We start from the raw sequence: 20,428 nt of genomic DNA, 5'->3' as shown, positions 1-20,428 counted from the left end.
GGAGTGCCTACCCTTGAAAAACGAAGAAATCATCCAACAACTGAACCTTGAACAAAAATGCGCACTGCTCTCCGGCGAGACGGTCTTTACCACCCGGGGGTATAAAAAGGCGGGTATTCCTTCTATCACCCTGTCCGACGGCCCCAACGGTGTGCGCAAGCAGGCCGGGGCTGCGGACCATCTGGGGCTGAACCCCAGCGTACCCGCAACCTGTTTCCCCACTGCGGCCACCGTGGCCTGCAGCTGGGACCCCGCCCTCGGCGAGCAGATCGGTCAGGCGATGGGGGAGGAGGCCGCCGCACAGGAGGTCTCCGTCCTGCTGGGCCCCGGCCTAAACACCAAGCGCAGCCCGCTTTGCGGCCGCAACTTTGAGTATTTCTCCGAGGACCCCTACCTCTCCGGCAAGATGGCCGCAGGCTATGTGCGCGGCATCCAGTCCGAGGGTATCTCCGCCTGCCCCAAGCATTTCGCCGTCAACAGCCAGGAGCTGCGCCGTATGGCGTCCGACTCCGTGGTGGACGAGCGCAGCCTGCGCGAGCTGTACCTGACCGGCTTTGAGATTGTTGTCAAAGAGGCACATCCCAAAACCATTATGTCCAGCTACAACCTCATCAACGGCACCTACGCCAACGAGAACGCCCATCTGCTGCAGGATATCCTGCGCAAGGACTGGGGCTTTGACGGCGCGGTTGTCACCGACTGGGGCGGCAGCAATGACCATGCGCTGGGCGTAAAGAACGGCTCTACGCTGGAAATGCCCGCCCCCGGCGGGGATGCCGTCCGCGAGCTGCTGAAGGCCGTGGAGACCGGCAAAATCACCGAGGCGGACGTTGACGCCCGTCTGGATGAGCTGCTGACGTTGGTTTTTGACACCCACGCCGCTGTGGAAAATCACAGCCGTGAGTTTGACGCCGACGCCCACCATGCGCTGGCCCGCCGCGCTGCCGCAGAGAGCACCGTCCTGCTCAAGAACGAGGAAGGCCTGCTGCCGCTGGCCGCCGGTACCCGCGTGGCCGTTATCGGTGACTTTGCCGAGACACCCCGCTATCAGGGCGCAGGCTCCAGCGCGGTCAACTCCATCAAGGTGGACACCTTCCTCGAATGTCTCAAGGAAAGCGGCTTGAACAGCGTTGGCTTTGCCACCGGCTTTGACCGGCAGGGTAAGCCCGATGCCGCCAAGAAGGCTGAGGCCGCCGCGCTGGCTACCAAGGCGGACGTGGTTCTGCTCTGCCTGGGCCTTGATGAAATCAAGGAGAGCGAGGGTCTGGACCGCACCGATATGAAGCTGGCGGACAACCAGATTGAGCTTCTGCAGGCTGTGCAGCAGGCAAACCCCAACACCGTGGTTGTGCTCAGCGCGGGTGCATCGCTGGAAACGCCGTGGCTGACCCACTGCAAGGCGCTGGTTTACGGCGCACTGGGCGGTCAGGCCGGTGCAGGCGCTATGGTCGATGTGCTGACCGGCAAGGTCAACCCCAGCGGCAAGCTGGCGGAAACATGGGCCAACGCCTATGAGCACACCCCCGCCAAGGACAACTTTGCGGGCAAGGGCCGCACCGTGCAGTACCGTGAGGGGCTGTACGTGGGCTACCGCTACTACCAGACCGCGGGCGTGCCGGTGGCGTTCCCCTTCGGCTACGGCCTGAGCTACACGAGCTTTGCCTACTCTGACCTGAAGGCAGACGCCCACAGCGTGACCCTGACCGTAAAGAACACCGGCAACCGTGCCGGTTCCGAGATTGTGCAGCTGTACATTGCCAAGCCGGACGCGAAGGTGTTCCGCCCCGCGCAGGAGCTGAAGGCCTTTGCCAAGGTGCAGCTGGCTGCAGGGGAAAGCAAGACCGTGACCCTGACGCTGGACGACAAGGCGTTCCGCTACTGGAACACCAAGACCGACAGCTGGGAAGTTGAGGGCGGCAGCTACGAAATCCGCGTGGGCGCTTCCTCCGCTGACATCCGCCTGACGGCTGTTGTGGAGGTGGCCGGCACCGAGGCCCCTAACCCCTACGCGGGCAAGAGCCTGCCCCACTACGAAAGCGGCAAGGTGCAGAGCGTACCCGATGCCGAGTGGGAGACCCTGATGGGCTGCCTCATCCCGGAGGACAAGGTCCGCATCGACCGCAATATGACGCTGGGTGAGCTCAACCACAGCCGCAGCCCCATTTGCTGGCTGGTCTGGCTGGTACTGCACACCCTGCTGACGGCCAGCTACAAGAGAGGCAAGCCGGACCTGAACGTGATGTTCCAGTACAATATGCCGCTGCGCGCTCTGGCCAAGATGACCAACGGCGCCATCAGCATGGGCATGGTGGACGGCATCGTGATGGAGGCCAAGGGCTTCTGGATTATCGGCCTGTGCCGTGTCATTGTGGAAGCGGTCAAGAACGTGATTCTCAACGTGCAGCTGGAAGGCCGGCTGCGCAACAGCTGAATAGGAGCAGACCATGCAGTTTTGGAATAGCTTTGCGGCCAAGCACCCGGCCGCTGCCAAGTGGGTGCGCGAGGGCGGTTTGTTCGTCATCGTATCCAACCTGATTACCGTATTCAAGTATCTGCTGCTGCAGTTCCTGCCTGCCGCGTTCAGCGGCCTGCCGGTGGTGGACTTCGGCTGGCCGGGCATCCCGGTGACGCTTTTCGGCGAGACCTTCCAGTGGAACATTCTGGGGTATGACTCCGCCCACGGCGGTCTGCCGTACTTCTGTGCCTATATGGTGGCAATGGTCATCGGCGAGTGCATCAACTTTCCGATTCAGCGCAGTTTCGTGTTCCGCAGCAAGGGCAATCTGGCCAAGCAGATTGCCTGGTATGTGGTGGCGTTCTGCATCATCACCTGCATCGTCAACTCCATCAACTGCATCTGGGTGGCGGTGGCAGGCCTGCTGGTGCCGGACTTCATCTACAACATCGGCACCACCGTGTTGAACGGCGGTATCTCGATGGTGATTTTCTTCTTCGTCAACAAAATCATCTTCCCGGAAGGGGAGGCCAAGCAGGCGTAACTGCCTGACAAAATAAGGGGCCGCAGCCAATTTTGGCTGCGGCCCCTTTTACGGTGCTTATAAATAATTGACGGCCAGAATGGCAACGCCCAGCATCACCAGCACCACGCCGGTGGCACGGTTCAGGGTGGCGGGTTCGGCTTTGTTGGCAAACTTTGCGGCAATCCGTGCCCAGAGCAGCGTGCTCAGGACACAGCAGACCAGGCAGAACAAATCCGGCGCGCCGCCGATGGCAAAGTGGCTGACAGAGCCGGTCAGCGCCGTGAAGGCCATAATGAAAACGCTGGTGCCAACGGCAGTTTTCAGCTCATAGCCCAGTACCGAAGTCAGCAGAAGCAGCATCATCATACCGCCGCCTGCGCCGATAAACCCGCAGATGAACCCAACGCCCATTCCGCAGACCAGCGACTGCACCAGCCGCTTGCGCGCACTGACGGCGTTCATGGCGGTTTTGGTGGTCATAACCGGGCGCACGATGAACTTGATGCCCAGCAGCAGCGTCATAAAGGTGGAAAAGCCGCCCATCGTGGTGCCGGGTACAAGGCTGGCCACATAGCTGCCCACCAGCGTGAAGCAGAGCACCGCGGCCATCATAACGGCACCGTTTTTTATGTCGAGGTTTCCGTTTTTGCCGTAGGTATAGGCAGAAATGGCGCTGGCCAGCACGTCGCTGGCCAATGCAATGCCAACGGCCATGTAGGGGTCCATGCCCAAAAAGGTGATGAGCATCGGGCTGATGACCGCCGCAGCGCTCATACCCGCAAAGCCGGTGCCCAGCCCTGCGCCGATGCCTGCGATAAAGCAGACGATGAATGCGATAAGATACGTCATAGCGTTACTCCTTCTTCAGCTGGCGCTGAATATTTGCGTCCATGCGGCAGAGATACTCCTGCAGGGCCTGCTGCTCGGCTGCGGTAAAGCCGTCAAACAACGGCTCCAGCGTGCGGCGCTGGATTTCAGCCAGTGCCTCCGCCATCGGGCGGGCCGCCCCGGTAAAGCGGAGAATGCGTTGGCGGCGGTTGTCCGGTGCGGGCAGGACCTCCAGCACGCCGCGGCTGCGCAGGCGCTCCACCGCCGCTGAAACGTTGGACTTGGCCAGCCCGCGGTAGCGGCAGATGTCGCTGGCAGTGCACAGCTCCGGGTTGTTGTGCAGAAACAGCAGAATGTCAATTTCCAGCTGGTTGAGCCCATACGCCGCCGCTGCGCCTGCAAACTGCGCGGAATAGTATTTCTTGTAGTGCTGTGCGTAGGTAAGAATCGGAACCACGGTGCAACCTCCTTACCGGGCTTATAAAATGCCTAAATAGAACAGTTCTCATTATAACTATTTACCGGGCGAATGTCAACAGCAAACAAAAATCCCCGCCGAAATTTGAACCGTATCCCGTCAAGCGTACAATGAAATAAAATAAGACTTTGCTGCCAAGAGCACTGCTCTTGGCAGATTTTTTACGCGGCAAATGCCATCTGGTACTTCTACCCTGTTGTTGAAATAAAACCAAATCAGTCATGCTTATTTTCATGCATCAATTATCTTTTTTACCATTGTACCGAACAAAATCATCAGCGGAACCACAAAGAGAAAGCATAGGATATTTTTTAATTCAGCATTATCCGTTGAAAGCTGCATCAAAACCATAGAGAGCGGATATTTTTCTTTGCTCTGCAAAAATGTCATGGGTTGTTCCAAAAGATTCCAGCTCTCAGCGACGGAAAGGAATACTGCAATCATAACATACGGTCGTACGATTGGAGCATAGATTTTTCTAAAAAGAACCCAGTTGCTTGCGCCATCACAAATTGCTGAATCGAACAGGCTACTATCAATTCTTTTTGCTGCGAACCAAAAGAGTAAAATCATCCAAGGCTGGAATGCCGTCATTATCAATAGCCCTTTCAGAGAATTCAACCATCCGATGTTCATCAAAACCAGATATTGAGGGAGCATAAGTGCTTGCTGCGGCAAAAGCAAACAGAAAACACAAGTCAAAAGAAAAAATGTCTGTGCTCTCGGAGATGGGATTCTGGCAATCGCATAACTTGCAGGCAACGCAATCACTATTTGAATAAGCACGCCGGCACCTGCAAGAAGCAATGTGTTTTTATAGGCGCAAACAAATTCTGCCAAAGAATCCAACTGCCACAGGTTGTCCAAGTGCATATTAAATATCGAAAAAACAAGAACTATGCATGGCAGCACAAAAATCACAGCGGCTATCAAAGACAACATCCTATAGGCAGCTTCTTTTCGTGGGTTCATCGGTTATTCCTCTTTTTTGCCAAGTACATTCCAATTAGCACAAAGGCTCCAACAAAAAGCACAACCAAAATAGATGCCGCTTCCAGTCGTGCATAGTTCATATTCATAAAATTGTTTTGCAGAAAGTGCTGAATGCTATATAGTTGTTCATTCGGATGAGCTCCCCCAATCAAATAGGCTTCACGGAAGCATCGAAAGCTATTGTAAATCGTCAAGATTCCACAAATCAATAAAGAACGCTTTATGATTGGAAGCTTTATGTACCAAAAACATTGTAGAGGAGTGACTCCATCCAGCATGGCGGCATCTATGATTTCGGATTCTATGGATTTTATAGCAACCATAAAAATTAAAATTGAGAATCCCAGCGTTTTCCATAACACAATTACAAGGAACACATAAAATGCAAATGGTGTTTCACCCCACTGGCTAGGAGATTTTCGTAAGATGCTTGATGCAACTGTTACAACACAAGCTGCCGGAAGTATTGAAGGAACAAGATAGAACAGACAAAGTTTTTCTTGTCGGAGTTTTATATAAGCTTCCGCAATGAAAATGCCGATAACCAAATTGACGGGTATAATGATAGTCCACAAATGAAACAGATTTCTAACAGCGAGTAAAAATGCCTCATTTTCAAAAAGATTCATATAATTTTGTATACCGACAAAATCGCTACCTGTTCCAAGAAAGAGACTCTTCCAAAAAGCAATCAGGATTGGAAACAGATAGCAAAAAAATCCGGCAGTAAGTGCCGGCAGAAGAAGGATATTACTCTGAAGATTCTTTTTCATTTTATTCATTAAGGTACAATTTGAGCCGCGGAGTAAGTCGCTCAACAAGCTCATCAAGGGTGATTTCATCATTCCAATACTGAACCATCGTTTCGCTTAGAAGATTTCCTCCATCCTCACTTTGATCAAGCTGCAAGGCACGGTACCAAATTGTGTGATATTGCGCTGCATTGATCTTGTCGCATATTGTTTCAAGTTGATCTAGCTGTGCATTAGTTAAATTATCCCCATACATCTCTTTTCGGTTTTCAATATCTTCTTGCCCTATTTTTTCATGGGATGCATCATAGACACTGAATTGATATTGTGCTTCCATGCATTTTTTAAGACATCCACGTCGGACAGGAAACATATCTTTATCCGCAAACGCCGAACTCGACTGGCATCCTTCACTAAGAAGATATGCTAAAAGTGCTTTTACCTCTGCTGGATGCTTTGTGTTTCGATTTCCCATTGCGTAAGAACCGATTTCAGCAGTAACACCGCCTAGCTCATTGGGAATGGGGAGTGTTACGGTTGCGATTCCAAGAGCCGCACACTGCCGAAGAAGTCCCACCGTCATATAGCTTGGGTCAAGACTAGCAAAAGGTTCACCGTTTGCAAAATTATCTCGGACTACTTCTGGATCGAAACTGTCAAACAAACCATTATGCATCTCATAAGAAATTTCACCCGTACGGAATTCTTTTTCGTATGCTAATGTTTGCCGACAACTAACTGTGTCCAAGTTAATAGCTTGATTCTTGTAATCGATGATTGGCTGCGATAACGCGCTTGTCATGCTAAAGTCCGTCACAACCAGCATTGGTTTTTCCTTGTAGATACGCAGCAGTTCATCCATCGTGGCTGCAAGGCTTTTTGATGCGGTAGGCGTATCAAATTTGCTGTCTTTCAGAACGCTTTCTGCACTTGTCAGAGTTGGAACTGAAAAGCACAAAGGTAAAATATACTGTTTTCCTTTTAGTTTTCCAGCATCTAAAAGAGGCATATAAAAATTCTCTGCTGTGAATTCGTTTGAATCCATTACATCGGTGAGATCAAGGAAAGCTCCATTCATCATACTTTTTTCAATATCTGGAAACAAATTAACATTCGTCAATCGGTTTCCTTCCATAATAAAAAGGTCGGGACCCTTGCCTGAAATGATTTCCGTATTTAGCCGATGAATCTCAACCTCACGCTCTGCGGTATCACCTTCTTTGGGTGATACGAACTGTATTGTGATATTAGGGTTCTCTTTTTGGTAGTCTAGCAGTTTTTCATAGATAGGACAATGTGTATCGGGGTTTGCATAGTGAGCGGTAAGGTAGACTGTTAAAGTGACTGGATTTGAGCTATCCTCTGTAATTGGCTTGGCTGAATTGGTTCCCTTTTGAGTAGATGAGCATCCTGTGATAAGAACAAGCAGACTTACTACAATAGCACCGATGAATTTGCTAAATCGGTTATTTTGTCTATTGTTATACATAATTTCAGATTCTCCGACATCTAGAATTTTGCTTCATAGCAATACCATGTCATAGGCTATGTAGAATATGGCGTGCCATGTCCGCATTCTCTTTGTCCACAAATATCTCTGTGACATACTTCGGTTTTATGCCTAGAGTTCCAGTTCTTGCCTGATCGAATGCATTACGCCGATTGACATCTTTGGTTTTGCAATATTATGTCCTCCAAACTCTTGTCGTGTGGGTACGGTCTATGGCAAGGTGTCGGGGTTTTGTATCTTCCACGGGAGCCGTCGTTATCGTACCCAAAGAAAACAAAAAATCCGAACTCTTCTCCAATCGGAAATAGGTTCGGATTTTTCTTGTATGGTGGACCTGGAGGGATTCGAACCCTTGACCTCTCGGATGCGAACCGAACGCTCTCCCAACTGAGCTACAGGCCCATGTCTTGACGACTAGATTAGTGTAAACCATTTCCGTAAAAAAGTCAAGAGCAAATCAGAATTTTTGTGCCTGCGCCCCGGTACACATCGTATAACATACGAATTATATTGTAACAAGGGAAAAATCAGATATTTCTTGCGCTTTCTATTATATAGTGCTATAATAATACAAATCTTGCACTTACCGTACAAAAACGTATACACAGTGCAGATTGAACCCCACGCGCGAGATGCACTATAGTAAAAACAACTATAATACTAACGTGTGGGGGGAAGAGCTTTATGGAAGCCAAACCAATAGCAAGCTACCGAAGAGAATTTTCCGCACTGGCGGATCTGCAGTGCGCCGGGACCGTGACCTATACGCTGCTGCGGGAGCAGGACGCCTTTGTAATCAGCGTACAGCGGGAGGGAGGCCCTGCGGCAGCCTATATGCTGTGTGACACAGAGGAGGACCGCGCAGGGATGCTGACACGTTTTCTATATGAAAATGCCGTGGACCCTGTGCATGTGTCCGCAATTCTGGTTGACCTGTGCGGATCGGCGGTGGGCTGATATGGCAGTGTTGTTGAACGAACGCCCCTTGCACGAAAAAACCGCCCTGCCCAAGACCACCGCTGTGACGGCGCTGTTTGCGTTCAACGCCAAACTGGACAGGGACACAATGAAGCTGTTTGCCAAAACGCACGGCGCAGAGGTCAGCGCGGCGGCGGTGGCCGCCACTGGGCAGGAGGTTCTGGAGCTGCTGCACGGCGGACTGCGCCCGCGGGTGCTTGTGCTGGATGCGCTGCTCACAAAGCCGTCCGTGACCAGCCTTCTGCAGGAAATCAGCACGATGCACCTTGACCCGGAGCCCGCCGTGCTGGTGGTTGTTCCGGTGCCGGAGGAAACCGCGGCCCGCAAGGCATTGCGGCTGTTCTCCCAGTATCAGATTATGCTGCGCCCCTATGGGATGAAAAGCCTGTTTGATGAAATCTACCGTATGGGCTCTACCGATGATGAGCATCGGCTGTACCATCTGCGCGGCTGCTGTGATGCGGTGCTGGACGACTACGGTGCCCCTGCCACGCTGAGCGGCTACCATTATGCGGAGCGTATGCTGCTCTACGCACTGTATGCCGACCACCCGCAGCAGATTGGCGTGCTGCAGCAGTACGTTGCCGCAGAGGAGGGCATTGAGCTCGGCACGGTGACCTCGGCGATGAACCGGCTTTCCCAGAAGATGTCCAAGCGCGGCATGGAGCCCTACCGGGCACTTTGCCGCCGCTGCGGCCGGCCCGAGGACGGCGTGCTCTCCAATGGGCAATTGATGGCGGGGCTGCTGCAGGAGCTGTGCAGCCGGGCAGAACCATACTTATAATGTAAAGAAGGTGTCTCCATGTACAAAGAGGATGACGGCACAGCACTGCTGGCACTGCGCGGAGGACTGCGCGGGCGGTTCCGGCGCTCTCTTGACAGCATGGAGAATGCCTTTGAGGCTTTGCAGGACAGTCTGGAGCGGACAACCAGCCCGGCCCAGCGCGCCGAGCTCCAGCCGATTTTTGACGAGCTGCGCACACAGCTGCTCAGCCTGCGCCGCTTGGGGGACCAGACCTCGGACGCCGCCACGGCGGCGCTTCTGCGCGGCAGCTGCACGCCGCGGCCGATGGATCTGGTCAGCCAGTTGCGGGAAATCTGCGACATTCTGCAAGAGGAGGCCGCCCGCTGCGGCCTGCCGTTCACCGTGGAGCTCTGCTGCGCGGGGGTGGAATTTCTGCCCACAATGGGGGATGCCACGCTGCTGAACGGCCTTGTGACAAACCTTGTTTCCAACACGCTGGCCGTGGATGGCGCAGCACACATTGTGCTGCACTGTGCGCCGGGCTGCTTTGTCTATCGGGACAACGGCCCCGGCCTGCCGCCCGATGCCAGAGCGCTGCTGACCGAGGAAAAATGGAGCGAGCGTCTGCTCCATGCGGGCGGGCTGGGCCTGCCGCTGATTGCCGCCTACGCCAGAGCAATGGACTGGGCGCTGGCTGTGGGAGAGGGCCCGGGCACCGAGCTGCAATTCACCTTGCCCGCCGCCCCGCCGCTGGAAAACCTGATGCTGGAATCCCCGGCGGAGCGCATGGCCGAGCAGCGCACCCGGCGGCAGCTGATACAGCGCGAGCTGGCGCTGCTGGCCAACCGGTAAAGAAAGTAGGGAGGGGGCTTGACCCCTCCGTGGCGTGCCCGGCCCCTACAGTGCAAAAACACGATAAGAACGATATATCACTACCTTTTCGGCTGCCCGCACCGGGCGGCCGTCTTTTTTTACCGCCACCGCTTTACTTTACGCGCAAAGTATTGTAAAATAAACTACAAAAAGAATGGTTTACTATGCCTGTGCGGCACGGTGAACCGCCAAAATAACTACAGGTGGTGTTTTTTATGGCAATTCAGTATAAACGTATTCTTCTGAAGGTCAGCGGCGAGGCTCTGTCTGGTCCCAAGGGCACGGGCTTTGATGAGGAGACCATCGCTTCTATCTGCGCGGGCATCAAGGCGGCGCACGATCTGGGCACCCAGATTGCCATTGTTGTGGGCGGCGGCAACTTCTGGCGCGGCCGTTCCAGCGGCAAGATGGACCGCATGGACGCGGACAAGATTGGTATGCTGGCCACGGTTATGAACGCGCTGGCGGTCAAGGACGCCTTGCACCAGCAGGGTGTGGACGCCGTTGTGATGACCAGCTCCTTTATGCCGCAGGTGGCCGAGTGCTTCACCAGCGACAAGGCCATTGCTGCGCTGGAAAGCGGCAAGATTGTTGTGTTCGGCGGCGGTACGGGCAACCCGATTTTCTCCACCGACACGGCCAGCGCCCTGCGCGCACTGGAAATCAGCGCCGATGCTATGTTCAAGGCCACGATGGTGGACGGCGTCTATGACAAGGACCCCCACAAGTACCCGGACGCTGTGCGCTATGACACGCTGACCTTTACCCGCGTGCTGGATGAGCGTCTGGCCGTTATGGACTCCACCGCCGCAACCCTCTGCCGTGACAACGGCCTGCCCATCCTCGTCTTTGATCTGGGCCAGCCCGCCAACATTGCCAAGGCCTGCGAGGGTGAGATGGTCGGTACCCTCGTCAAGGAATAAGAATTGAAAAATTCATATTTTCCCCCTATACTATCTTAAAATAAGGAGAATCTGATTATGAGCAGCACTACGAAACCCTTTGAAGAAAAAATGAACGCCAGTGTCAACCATCTGGTGCATGAGCTGGCCTCCATCCGCGCAGGCCGCGCCAACCCCGCCATTCTGGACAAGGTTACCGTGGACTACTACGGCAGCCCCACGCCCATCCAGCAGATTGCCGCCGTGGCTGTGGCCGAGGCCCGCATCCTGACCATCTCTCCGTGGGATCGCTCGATGCTCAAGCCCATCTCCAAGGCCATCCAGACCAGCGACATCGGCATCAACCCGATTGATGACGGCCAGATTATCCGTCTGGTTTTCCCGGCACCGACCGAAGAGCGCCGCAAGCAGCTGACCAAGGACGTGAAGAAGCAGGGCGAGGACGCCAAGACCGCCGTGCGCAACATCCGCCGCGACGCAATGGACAAGTTCAAGGCCATGAAGAAGGCCGGCGAGCTGACGGAGGATGACCAGAAGAAGCTGGAGGAAGAAACCCAGAAGCTGACCGACAAGTACGTCAAGATGATTGACGATACCTGCGCCGACAAGAACAAGGAAATCATGGAGGTCTGATTCCTCCGTGAGCAATAGCCTGTGCGGGTATGCCATGCGGCACGCTCGCATAGGCTGTTATTGCAATACAACTTATGACAGGCTGCATCACCGTTTGCCGGCGTGCGGCATTGCCCAATCACTTCCGCGAAAGGGAACCACCGTTTATGAAGACCCGCATCATCACATCCGTTGTCGGCCTGAGCGTTCTGGCTGTTGTTCTGGCATTTTTTGACACGTTCCTGTTTGACCTCGTACTCAGTGCCATCTGTCTGCTTGCCATCCATGAGGTGTACACCGCCATGGGTTTCGGCAAAAAGGAGTGGTACCTCTATGTGGCCGCCGTGCCGCTGACGCTGCTTGTCATGCTCAGCAGCTCACAGATGGTGCGCAGCCTGCTGCTGCCGGCGGCGTTTCTGACGGTGCTGTTCTATAACGTCTGCCAGATTAGGAACGTAAAAACGCTGGATTTTGGTAAGCTGGCGGGCTTTGTCTACTTCTCAACCGTAATCACGTTCTGCTTCTACTCGCTCATCCATCTGAAGCGGATGCTGCCCTTTACCCAGTACCGCTATGATGCCATCTACTTCATCCTGCTCATCCTCTGCTTTGCATGGGGTGGAGACACGGCTGCCTACTTTGCGGGCCGTGCCTTTGGCAAGCACAAGCTGGCCCCCGTGGTCAGCCCCCACAAAACGGTGGAGGGCGCCGTGGGCGGCGTGCTGGGCAGTATGCTGGCGGGCTGTGTGCTCACGCTGGTCTACTCGCTGCTGTCTGCTCATTACAATGTGCTGAGCATCGGCGTGCAGCCGCGCCACTATCTGGTGCTGCTGGGCATGGGTGCAGTGGCGTCCGTGCTGGGAATTCTGGGTGACTTGTTCGCCTCCTCGGTCAAGCGTCAGGTCGGCATCAAGGACTACGGAACGATTTTCCCGGGCCACGGCGGTATTCTGGACCGGTTTGACAGCGTTATGTTCATTGCGCCCTTTGTCTCCATCGCGGTGCGCTACTTCTTTTATCTGCTGTGAGGGAATGTTACCATGAGTAAGGTTATCACACTGCTGGGCTCCACCGGCTCCATTGGTACCCAGAGTCTGGATGTCTGCCGTATGCACGGCTATGAGGTTTTCGGCCTGTCCGCCAATTCCAGTGTCGACAAGCTGCTGGCTCAGATTGCGGAATTTCACCCCAAATATGTGGCTGTCACCGACCCCGCCGCCTTCGATAAGCTGTCCGCCGCACTGGCAGGGCAGGCGGGGGCACCCACCCTGCTGAAGGGCGCGGACGGTCTGAAGCAGCTGGCCATGATGGACGGCGCAGGTACCGTGCTGAACGCGGTTGTGGGCATTGCGGGTCTGGATGCCTCGCTGGCAGCCATTGAAAGCGGCCACGATCTGGCGCTGGCCAACAAGGAAAGCCTTGTCACCGGTGGCCATCTGGTCACCGATGCCGTCAAGAAAAACGGCGTGCATCTGCTGCCGGTGGACAGCGAGCACAGCGCTATCTTCCAGTGCCTGCAGGATGCACACAGCGCCAAAACGCTGGAAAAAATCCTGCTGACCGCCTCCGGCGGCCCCTTCTTCGGTATGACCACCGAGGAACTGCGCACCAAGACGAAGGCGGACGCCCTCAAACACCCCAACTGGAATATGGGCGCCAAAATCACCATCGACTCCGCCACGCTGATGAACAAAGGCCTTGAGCTGATTGAGGCCGCCTGGCTGTTCGGCCTGCCGGAGGATAAAATCCAGATTGTGGTTCAGCGTGAGAGCATCATCCATTCGGCGGTGCAGTTTGCCGACCATTCCGTCATTGCGCAGCTCGGCGTGCCCGATATGCGCATTCCCATCCAGTACGCGCTGACCTGGCCCGAGCGCCTGCCCAGCCCCGTGCCGGAGCTGGATTTTGCTGCCCTGACCAAGCTGAGCATTGCCACCGCGGACGATGAGACCTTCCGCTGCCTGAAGGCCTGCAAGAAGGCCATCCGCAAGGGTGGTCTGGCCCCCTGCGCCGCCAACGGTGCCAACGAGGCCGCCGTGGCGCACTTCCTGCGGGATGAAATCGGCTTCTTGGATATAGGCCGTCTGGTCGAGGGTATTGTGGACAGCGACTCCTTCGGTGGGGACTATACGCTGGCCGATGTGCACGAATGTGACCGCATGGCGAGAGCCTATGTGGAAGCCCATATTTAACATTGTGAGGTGCCTATGACTGCATTGCTGACCGGGCTGGCATCGCTGCTCGTGTTTGGCGGCGTCATTCTGGTGCATGAGCTGGGCCATTTTATGGCGGCACGCCATTGCGGCATCATTGTCGAGGAGTTTTCCATCGGCTTTGGCCCATGCCTGTGGTCCACCAAAAAAACGGAACGACCTATTCTATCCGCTTGCTGCCGTTGGGCGGCTACAATCTGTTCAGCCGCCCGCCTGAGGAGGACGAGGAAGGGGAGGACGCTACACCGTTCGCCCCGCCGCCGCGCAAAACAGTCCTCTTTCCGCTGGCGGTAGGCGGCCGGAAATTTGAGGAGGCCACCGCGTGGCAACGCTTTTTTGTGACGCTGTGCGGTGCGCTGATGAATTTTGTGCTGGGCATTGCGGTGCTGCTGGTGCTGGTGCTCTCGCAGGGGAGAACCGGCAGCACCACGGTTGCCGACTTCGGCGAAAACTCTCAAAGCGCCGCGGTTTTGCAGCGGGGCGATACGATTTTACAGATTGACGGCAAGCCCTGCTGGACGGTGTACACCCTATCCGGCGCTTTTGACGGCACCGAAAAGACCCACACCATGAAGGTGCTGCGCGGCGGTGAGGTTGTGAGCCTGCCCGCCGTGACGGTGGCCCCGACACTGGACGAAAACGGAAATGTGCTGTACGGCACGGATTTCCGCGTTGCTTCGCAGAGAATGAGCGCGAAAAATGCCGCAGCCCTGACAGGGGAAATGTTCCGCTACTACAGCGGGGCAATTCTGGGCGGCTTCTGGGAGCTTTTCACCGGCAAGGCGGGCGTGGAGGAGCTGTCCGGCCCCATCGGCACGGTATCAGCGGTCAGTCAGGCCGTGCGGTACGGCTGGCGAGATGCCCTTTCGCTGATGGCTCTGCTGACCATCAATGTCGGCATCTTCAATCTGCTGCCTATCCCGGCGCTGGACGGCTGCAAGCTGCTTTTCCTTTTGTGGGAGGCACTGACCGGCCACCCTGTGCCGGAACGTGCACAGGGCTTTGTGAACACCGCGGGTATGGTGGCCCTGCTGTGGCTGATGCTTCTGGTCACCATGCAGGATATATCACGATTCTTATAAGGAGAGACTACGATGCAGCGTCAACTGAAAAAGGAAGTCAAGATTGGCAATATCAAAATCGGCGGCACAAACCCGATTGCTGTGCAGACTATGCTGAACGTGCCTGTCAAGGACATTGCGGGCAACGTGGCGCAGGCAGAGCGCGTGGCCAAGGCGGGCTGTCAGATTGTCCGCGTGACCGTGCCCACCCCGGCGGACGCCGCTGTTGTGGCCGCCATCAAGGAGAGGGTTGACATCCCTGTTGTGGCGGACATCCACTTTGACTACCGCGCCGCGCTGGCTGCACTGGACGCAGGCGCGGACAAAATCCGTATCAACCCCGGCAATATCGGCGATGACGACCGTGTGAAAGCAGTTGCGGACGCCTGCAACGCCAAGAATGTGCCCATCCGTATTGGTGTCAACGGCGGCAGCCTGGAGAAGCACATCCTTGCCAAGTACGGCGCGCCTGTGCCCGAGGCGATGGTGGAAAGCGCCATGTACCACGTGCGCCTTCTGCAGAAATATGATTTTGACAATATCGTTATTTCGATAAAATCCAGCAACGTGCCGCGCATGATGGCGGCCTACCGTCTGCTGGCCAGCCAGACCGATTACCCCCTGCACGTTGGCGTGACCGAGGCGGGCGGCAACCGTATGGGTCTGATTAAATCCGGCATGGGCATCGGCGGTCTGCTGATGGAGGGCATCGGTGACACGCTGCGCGTCAGCCTGACCGATGAGCCGGAGAACGAGGTCTACGCGGGCTATGACATTCTGCGCGCCGCCGGTTATGCGGTGGCCGGCCCGGAAATCATCAGCTGTCCCACCTGTGGCCGCACCCAGTACCCGATGATTGAAATTGCCAACGAGGTTGAGCAGCGTCTGCGGGACGAGGGATTCAAGAAGCCACTGAAGATTGCCATTATGGGCTGTGTTGTCAACGGCCCGGGCGAGGCCAGTGACGCCGACATCGGCATTGCGGGCGGCAAGGACGAGGCACTACTTTTCATCCGCGGCGAGAAAATCCGTATGCTGAAGGGCGATATTGTCGGACAGCTGCTGGAGGAAATCCATAAGATGTGAGCCCCACACCAAACCTTCCACACCCGATTTGTGAGGTATCTTTTTGAAACCATTTGTCACACAGGTCTGGCCGCAGTTTACGGCAGACCAGCAGTTCTGCGCCGCCTTTGGCAGTGTGCTTGTAGACCGCGTGGAGCTTTACCGCACAAAAAGACAGGTCGTAATCTGCCTGCGCAGTGCTGAACCCTTGGATCAGGCGCTGTGCGGGCGTCTTTGTGCGTCCCTTGGCGAGGTGTTTGCCGGGTACGAGCTGCAGGTGCGCAGCTATTTTGCCTACCCGAACATCACCCCCGAGGCTGTGCGCCTGATGCTGGAGGAGCTGAAGGAGAAGGGAATGCCGGTCAACGGCTTTCTGGATAAGGCCCAGCCGGTCACCTTCGGGGAGGATGGCATCACCATCCACGTCAACGCGGGCCGCCAGATTCTGGAAAGCGTTGAACTGCCCCGCGTGCTGGCAGAGCTCATTCAGGAGCGCACCGGCAGTCTGCCCATCGTGCGTCTGGCCGACAGCGGCAAGGCGCGCACCGAGGAGGAATTTGAGCAGTATCTGCAGGAGAAGGCCCCCGCCGTCAAGTTCGAGGCCAAGGAGACGCCGCCCGACTTCACGATTGAGGGTCTGGCGCTGACCAACAAGCCGGTCAAGCTCTTTTACGGTAAGAGCTTCAAGCCTGCGGACACCCGCCGCCTCAACGATCTGGGGGACGGCGGCAAGGTCACGGTCTGGGGCGACGTTTTTGCCACCGAGGTCAAGGGCAGCCGCCGCAAGATTTACTTTACCTCCATCACCGACTATTCGGGCTCGGTCAACCTCAAGGTTCTGGGAGACGAGGACGCCGATATGTCCAAGTGGGAGGGCCTTAAGCCAGGCACAACCCTGATTGTCCGCGGCAACTATATGTATGATAAATACGAGCATGACTTTGTCATTATGCCGTATGATGTTCTGCAGGTGGAGCGTGAGCAGCGCCAGGACACCGCCCCGGACGGGGAAAAGCGCGTGGAGCTGCATCTGCACACCAAGTCCAGCTCGATGGACGGCTTCAATGATCCCGGCAAGATTGTGCGTCTGGCCCATCGCATGGGCCACCGCGCCATTGCCATCACGGACCACGGCGTCTGCCAGGGCTACCCGGAGGCCATGCTGGCCACCGATGCCATCCACGAGACTGACCCCAACTTCAAGCTGATTTACGGCTGCGAGGCCTACTTCGTGGACGATATGATTCCCGCCGTCTACGGCAAGGCCGAAATGCCGCTTTCCGGCTCCTTCGTTGTCTTTGACACCGAAACCACCGGCCTTGACCCCAACACCGAGCGTCTGACTGAAATCGGCGCCGTCTATGTGGAAAACGGCAAAATCAACGAGGAAAAGAAATTCTGCACCTTCGTCAACCCCGGCAAGCCCATCCCGCAGAAGGTGGTGGACCTGACCGGCATCAACGATGCGATGGTGGCCGATGCCCCCACGCCGGAGGAGGCCATCCGCGCCTTCAAGGAATTCTGCGGCGATAACATTCTGGTGGCGCACAATGCGCACAGCTTTGATATGCTGTTTATCCGCAAGGCAGGGGAGAAGGCGGGCGTCAGCTGGGAAGAGAATACCTACATCGACACCCTGCCGATGGGCCAGGCGCTCTTCCCGGGGCTGCGCAACTATAAGCTGGACACCATCAACAAGCATCTGGAAATCCCGCCCTTCAACCACCACCGTGCGGTGGACGATGCAATGGCGCTGGCCCGCATCTTTGAGGTTATGCTGACCGACCTTGTGGAGAAGGACATCCACACGGTGGAGGCCATCAACACCGGCCTTGGCGGCAACAAAGAGGTGCTGAAAAAGAAATACTACCACCTTATTATACTGGTGCAGAATCAGGTGGGCTTGAAGAACCTGTACCGCATTGTCAGTGCGGCCCACACGCAGTATTTCTTCAAAAAGCCGCGTGTGCCGCGCAGCCTGCTGAACCAGTACCGCGAGGGACTGCTGCTCTCTCCGGCCTGTGAAGCAGGTGAGCTTTACAGGGCGATTGTGGCGGGCCAGCCCTATGAGCAGCTGCTGCGCATTGCCGATTATTACGATTATCTTGAGGTGCAGCCCCTTGGCAACAACGAATTTATGGTTCGCAACGGTCAGGTGGACTCGATAGAAGCCATCAAGAACTTCAACCGCACCGTGATACAGCTGGGCGAGGATCTGCACAAGCCGGTTGTCGCCACAGGAGACTCCCACTTTCAGGAGCCGGAGGACTGGATTTACCGCGCGGTCCTGCAGGCCGGCAACGGCTTCAAGGACGCCGATAATCAGGCTCCGCTGTACTTCCGCACCACGCCCGATATGCTGGAGGACTTCAGCTATCTGCCGCAGGAAAAGGCCTACGAAATTGTGGTGACAAACCCCAACAAGATTGCAGCCACGATTGACAACAATCTGCGCGCCATCCCCAAGGGCACCTACCCGCCCAGCATCCCCGGTGCTGAGCAGGAGTTGCGCGACGATACCTGGAAGCACGCCGCCCGGGACTACGGCAGCCCGCTGCCGGATGTGCTGCAAAAGCGGCTGAAAAAGGAGCTTGATTCCATCTGCGGCCACGGTTACGCGGTTCTGTACGTCATTGCCGTGCGTCTGGTGGCCTACTCCAACGCGGGCGGCTATCAGGTGGGCAGCCGTGGCTCTGTCGGTTCGTCGGCTGTGGCGCACTTCTCCGGCATCTCGGAGGTCAACTCGATGCCGCCGCATTATCTCTGCCCCAACTGCAAGCACAGCGAGTGGATTAACGACGGCATCCACTTTGATGGCTTCGACCTGCCGGACAAGACCTGCCCGATCTGCGGCAAGCCGATGATTGTCGAGGGCCACGATATCCCATTTGAAACCTTCCTGGGCTTCTACGGCGATAAGGAGCCGGATATCGACCTGAACTTCTCGGGTATGTATCAGTCCCACGTGCACCGCTACACCGAGGAGCTTTTCGGCAAGGAAAACGTCTTTAAGGCGGGTACAGTCTCCGGTCTGCAGGACAAAACCGCCTACGGTTATGTCAAAAAATATCTGGAGGAGCGCGGCAAGACCGTCAACCGTGCCGAGGAAAACCGGCTGGTTATGGGTTGCACCGGTGTCAAGCGTACCACCGGCCAGCACCCCGGCGGCATGGTTGTTGTGCCGGACACCTTCGATATTTACGATTTCTGCGCCATCCAGCACCCGGCGGATGACGTCAAGGGCGGCCTGTTGACCACCCACTTTGAATTCAAGTATCTGCACGATACGCTGCTCAAGCTGGACGAGCTGGGCCACGATGTGCCTACCTTCTATAAGTATTTTGAGGAATACTCCGGTATTCCCATCGACTCTGTGCCGATGAACGATGAGAAGGTCTACAGCCTTCTGACCAGCCCGGCGGCGCTGGGCGTGACCGAGGAGCAGATTGGCTCCAAGACCGGCACCTTCGGCATCCCTGAGATGGGCACGAACTTCGTGCGCCAGATGCTGCTGGACGCCCAGCCGAAGAACTTCTCGGAGCTGATTCAGATTTCCGGCCTGTCCCACGGCACCGACGTCTGGACCGGCAACGCCGACGAGCTGATTCGCTCGGGCACCTGTACGATTGCCGAGGTAATCGGCTGCCGTGACAGCATTATGCTGTATCTGCTGCGCAAGGGGCTGGAACCCAAAATGTCCTTTGACATTATGGAGGCCGTGCGTAAGGGCAAGGTCGCCAAGGGCGGCTTCAAGCCCGGGTGGGAGGAGGCCATGCGGGAGCACGATGTGCCCGACTGGTATATCGAATCCTGCCGCAAAATCAAGTATATGTTCCCCAAGGCGCACGCCGTGGCCTACCTGATGGCGGCCATCCGCCTGATGTGGTTCAAGGTCTACCACCCGGCCATTTTCTATGCGGTCTACTTTACGGTGCGCGGCGCGGATATTGACTACGAGGCCGCCGTGGGCGGCGTCCGCGTGGCCAAGCAGCACCTGAAGGACAACGAGAAAATCCCCAAGGAGGAGCGCACCGCCAAGGACGATGACGCCCTTGTCAGCCTGCAGCTGGAAAACGAAATGCTGCAGCGCGGCTGTGAATTTCTGCCCATCGAGCTGGGCAAGAGCTACGCCAGCAAATATGTGGTGGAGGATGGCAAGGTCCGCCTGCCGTTCACAGCCATCCGCGGTCTGGGCGATGCCGCCGCCGTGGCGCTGGAAGAAGCCACGATGCACGGGCAGGAGTATATTTCGGTTGAGGAGCTGCAGCAGGCCAGCGGCGTGGCGCAGTCGGTCTTTGACAAGCTGCGTGCGGTCGGGGCTCTCGGCAATCTGCCCGAAACCAGTCAGGTAGATTTGTTCAGCATGATGTAAACAGGGTGCCAATCTGCGGGAAATCCTGTAGGGGCGGATGCTTGCATCCGCCCGCGGGGGGGGGG

The 20,428-nt window shown here is 56.3% G+C and carries 16 protein-coding genes, 1 tRNA gene and 1 pseudogene; 12 read left to right on the top strand and 6 right to left on the bottom strand.

Going from position 1 to position 20,428, the window contains the following annotated elements:
- Positions 1-13: 13 nt before the first annotated feature.
- Positions 14-2,431: a glycoside hydrolase family 3 C-terminal domain-containing protein gene (locus NE623_RS12375; protein ID WP_256273253.1), complete on the top strand. Its 2,418-nt coding sequence runs from the start codon at positions 14-16 to the stop codon at positions 2,429-2,431.
- Positions 2,432-2,444: 13 nt separating this feature from the next.
- Positions 2,445-2,999: a GtrA family protein gene (locus NE623_RS12370; RefSeq protein WP_256273254.1), complete on the top strand. Its 555-nt coding sequence runs from the start codon at positions 2,445-2,447 to the stop codon at positions 2,997-2,999.
- A 57-nt stretch (positions 3,000-3,056) separates the two neighbouring features.
- Here NE623_RS12370 and NE623_RS12365 read toward each other — a convergent pair whose 3' ends face one another.
- The 6 genes from NE623_RS12365 to NE623_RS12340 all read right to left on the bottom strand — a co-directional run bounded on the left by NE623_RS12365 (position 3,057) and on the right by NE623_RS12340 (position 7,944).
- A complete protein-coding gene (locus NE623_RS12365; RefSeq protein WP_256273255.1) occupies positions 3,057-3,830 on the bottom strand; it encodes a sulfite exporter TauE/SafE family protein in 774 nt (257 codons plus the stop codon).
- A 4-nt stretch (positions 3,831-3,834) separates the two neighbouring features.
- Positions 3,835-4,266, bottom strand: coding sequence for a MarR family winged helix-turn-helix transcriptional regulator (locus tag NE623_RS12360; protein WP_256273256.1), 432 nt, complete (start codon positions 4,264-4,266; stop codon positions 3,835-3,837).
- A 252-nt stretch (positions 4,267-4,518) separates the two neighbouring features.
- The gene (locus tag NE623_RS12355; protein WP_256273259.1) at positions 4,519-5,259 is read right to left on the bottom strand and encodes an ABC transporter permease subunit; all 741 of its coding nucleotides are present in this window, start codon (positions 5,257-5,259) and stop codon (positions 4,519-4,521) included.
- Complete coding sequence (locus tag NE623_RS12350; RefSeq protein ID WP_256273262.1) at positions 5,256-6,053, bottom strand: carbohydrate ABC transporter permease; 798 nt, start codon at positions 6,051-6,053, stop codon at positions 5,256-5,258. The genes NE623_RS12355 and NE623_RS12350 overlap by 4 nt, the downstream gene beginning before the upstream one ends.
- A 1-nt stretch (position 6,054) precedes the next feature.
- The gene (locus NE623_RS12345; RefSeq protein WP_256273263.1) at positions 6,055-7,521 is read right to left on the bottom strand and encodes an ABC transporter substrate-binding protein; all 1,467 of its coding nucleotides are present in this window, start codon (positions 7,519-7,521) and stop codon (positions 6,055-6,057) included.
- Between the two features lie 347 nt (positions 7,522-7,868).
- A tRNA-Ala gene (locus tag NE623_RS12340) sits at positions 7,869-7,944 on the bottom strand.
- A gap of 282 nt (positions 7,945-8,226) precedes the next feature.
- Here NE623_RS12340 and NE623_RS12335 point away from each other — a divergent pair.
- The 10 genes and pseudogenes from NE623_RS12335 to NE623_RS12290 all read left to right on the top strand — a co-directional run bounded on the left by NE623_RS12335 (position 8,227) and on the right by NE623_RS12290 (position 20,363).
- Entirely contained in the window at positions 8,227-8,499 is a 273-nt protein-coding gene (locus tag NE623_RS12335) for a hypothetical protein (protein WP_256273264.1), read from the top strand.
- Position 8,500: 1 nt separating this feature from the next.
- A complete protein-coding gene (locus tag NE623_RS12330; protein WP_256273265.1) occupies positions 8,501-9,304 on the top strand; it encodes a hypothetical protein in 804 nt (267 codons plus the stop codon).
- A gap of 18 nt (positions 9,305-9,322) precedes the next feature.
- Positions 9,323-10,117, top strand: a complete 795-nt coding sequence (locus tag NE623_RS12325; protein ID WP_256273266.1) for a sensor histidine kinase — start codon at positions 9,323-9,325, stop codon at positions 10,115-10,117.
- A 236-nt stretch (positions 10,118-10,353) separates the two neighbouring features.
- Positions 10,354-11,061 carry a UMP kinase gene (gene pyrH / locus NE623_RS12320; protein WP_256273267.1) on the top strand — a complete coding sequence of 236 codons (708 nt, stop codon included), beginning with the start codon at positions 10,354-10,356 and terminating at the stop codon, positions 11,059-11,061.
- A 57-nt stretch (positions 11,062-11,118) separates the two neighbouring features.
- The gene (gene frr / locus NE623_RS12315) at positions 11,119-11,673 is read left to right on the top strand and encodes a ribosome recycling factor (protein ID WP_256273270.1); all 555 of its coding nucleotides are present in this window, start codon (positions 11,119-11,121) and stop codon (positions 11,671-11,673) included.
- A 146-nt stretch (positions 11,674-11,819) separates the two neighbouring features.
- Positions 11,820-12,680, top strand: a complete 861-nt coding sequence (locus tag NE623_RS12310) for a phosphatidate cytidylyltransferase (protein ID WP_256273271.1) — start codon at positions 11,820-11,822, stop codon at positions 12,678-12,680.
- A 12-nt stretch (positions 12,681-12,692) separates the two neighbouring features.
- A complete protein-coding gene (gene dxr, locus NE623_RS12305) occupies positions 12,693-13,844 on the top strand; it encodes a 1-deoxy-D-xylulose-5-phosphate reductoisomerase (RefSeq protein WP_256273272.1) in 1,152 nt (383 codons plus the stop codon).
- A gap of 15 nt (positions 13,845-13,859) precedes the next feature.
- A pseudogene (locus NE623_RS12300) lies at positions 13,860-14,947 on the top strand (M50 family metallopeptidase).
- A 12-nt stretch (positions 14,948-14,959) separates the two neighbouring features.
- Positions 14,960-16,012, top strand: a complete 1,053-nt coding sequence (gene ispG / locus NE623_RS12295) for a flavodoxin-dependent (E)-4-hydroxy-3-methylbut-2-enyl-diphosphate synthase (RefSeq protein ID WP_256273274.1) — start codon at positions 14,960-14,962, stop codon at positions 16,010-16,012.
- A 307-nt stretch (positions 16,013-16,319) separates the two neighbouring features.
- The gene (locus NE623_RS12290; protein WP_370866749.1) at positions 16,320-20,363 is read left to right on the top strand and encodes a PolC-type DNA polymerase III; all 4,044 of its coding nucleotides are present in this window, start codon (positions 16,320-16,322) and stop codon (positions 20,361-20,363) included.
- Positions 20,364-20,428 lie beyond the last annotated feature (65 nt).

It is taken from the genome of Gemmiger formicilis, from assembly GCF_024462815.1.
Taxonomy (GTDB): domain Bacteria; phylum Bacillota; class Clostridia; order Oscillospirales; family Ruminococcaceae; genus Gemmiger.
The sequence above is the reverse complement of the archived record's forward strand: the minus strand, read 5'-3'. Positions and strand labels throughout refer to the sequence as shown.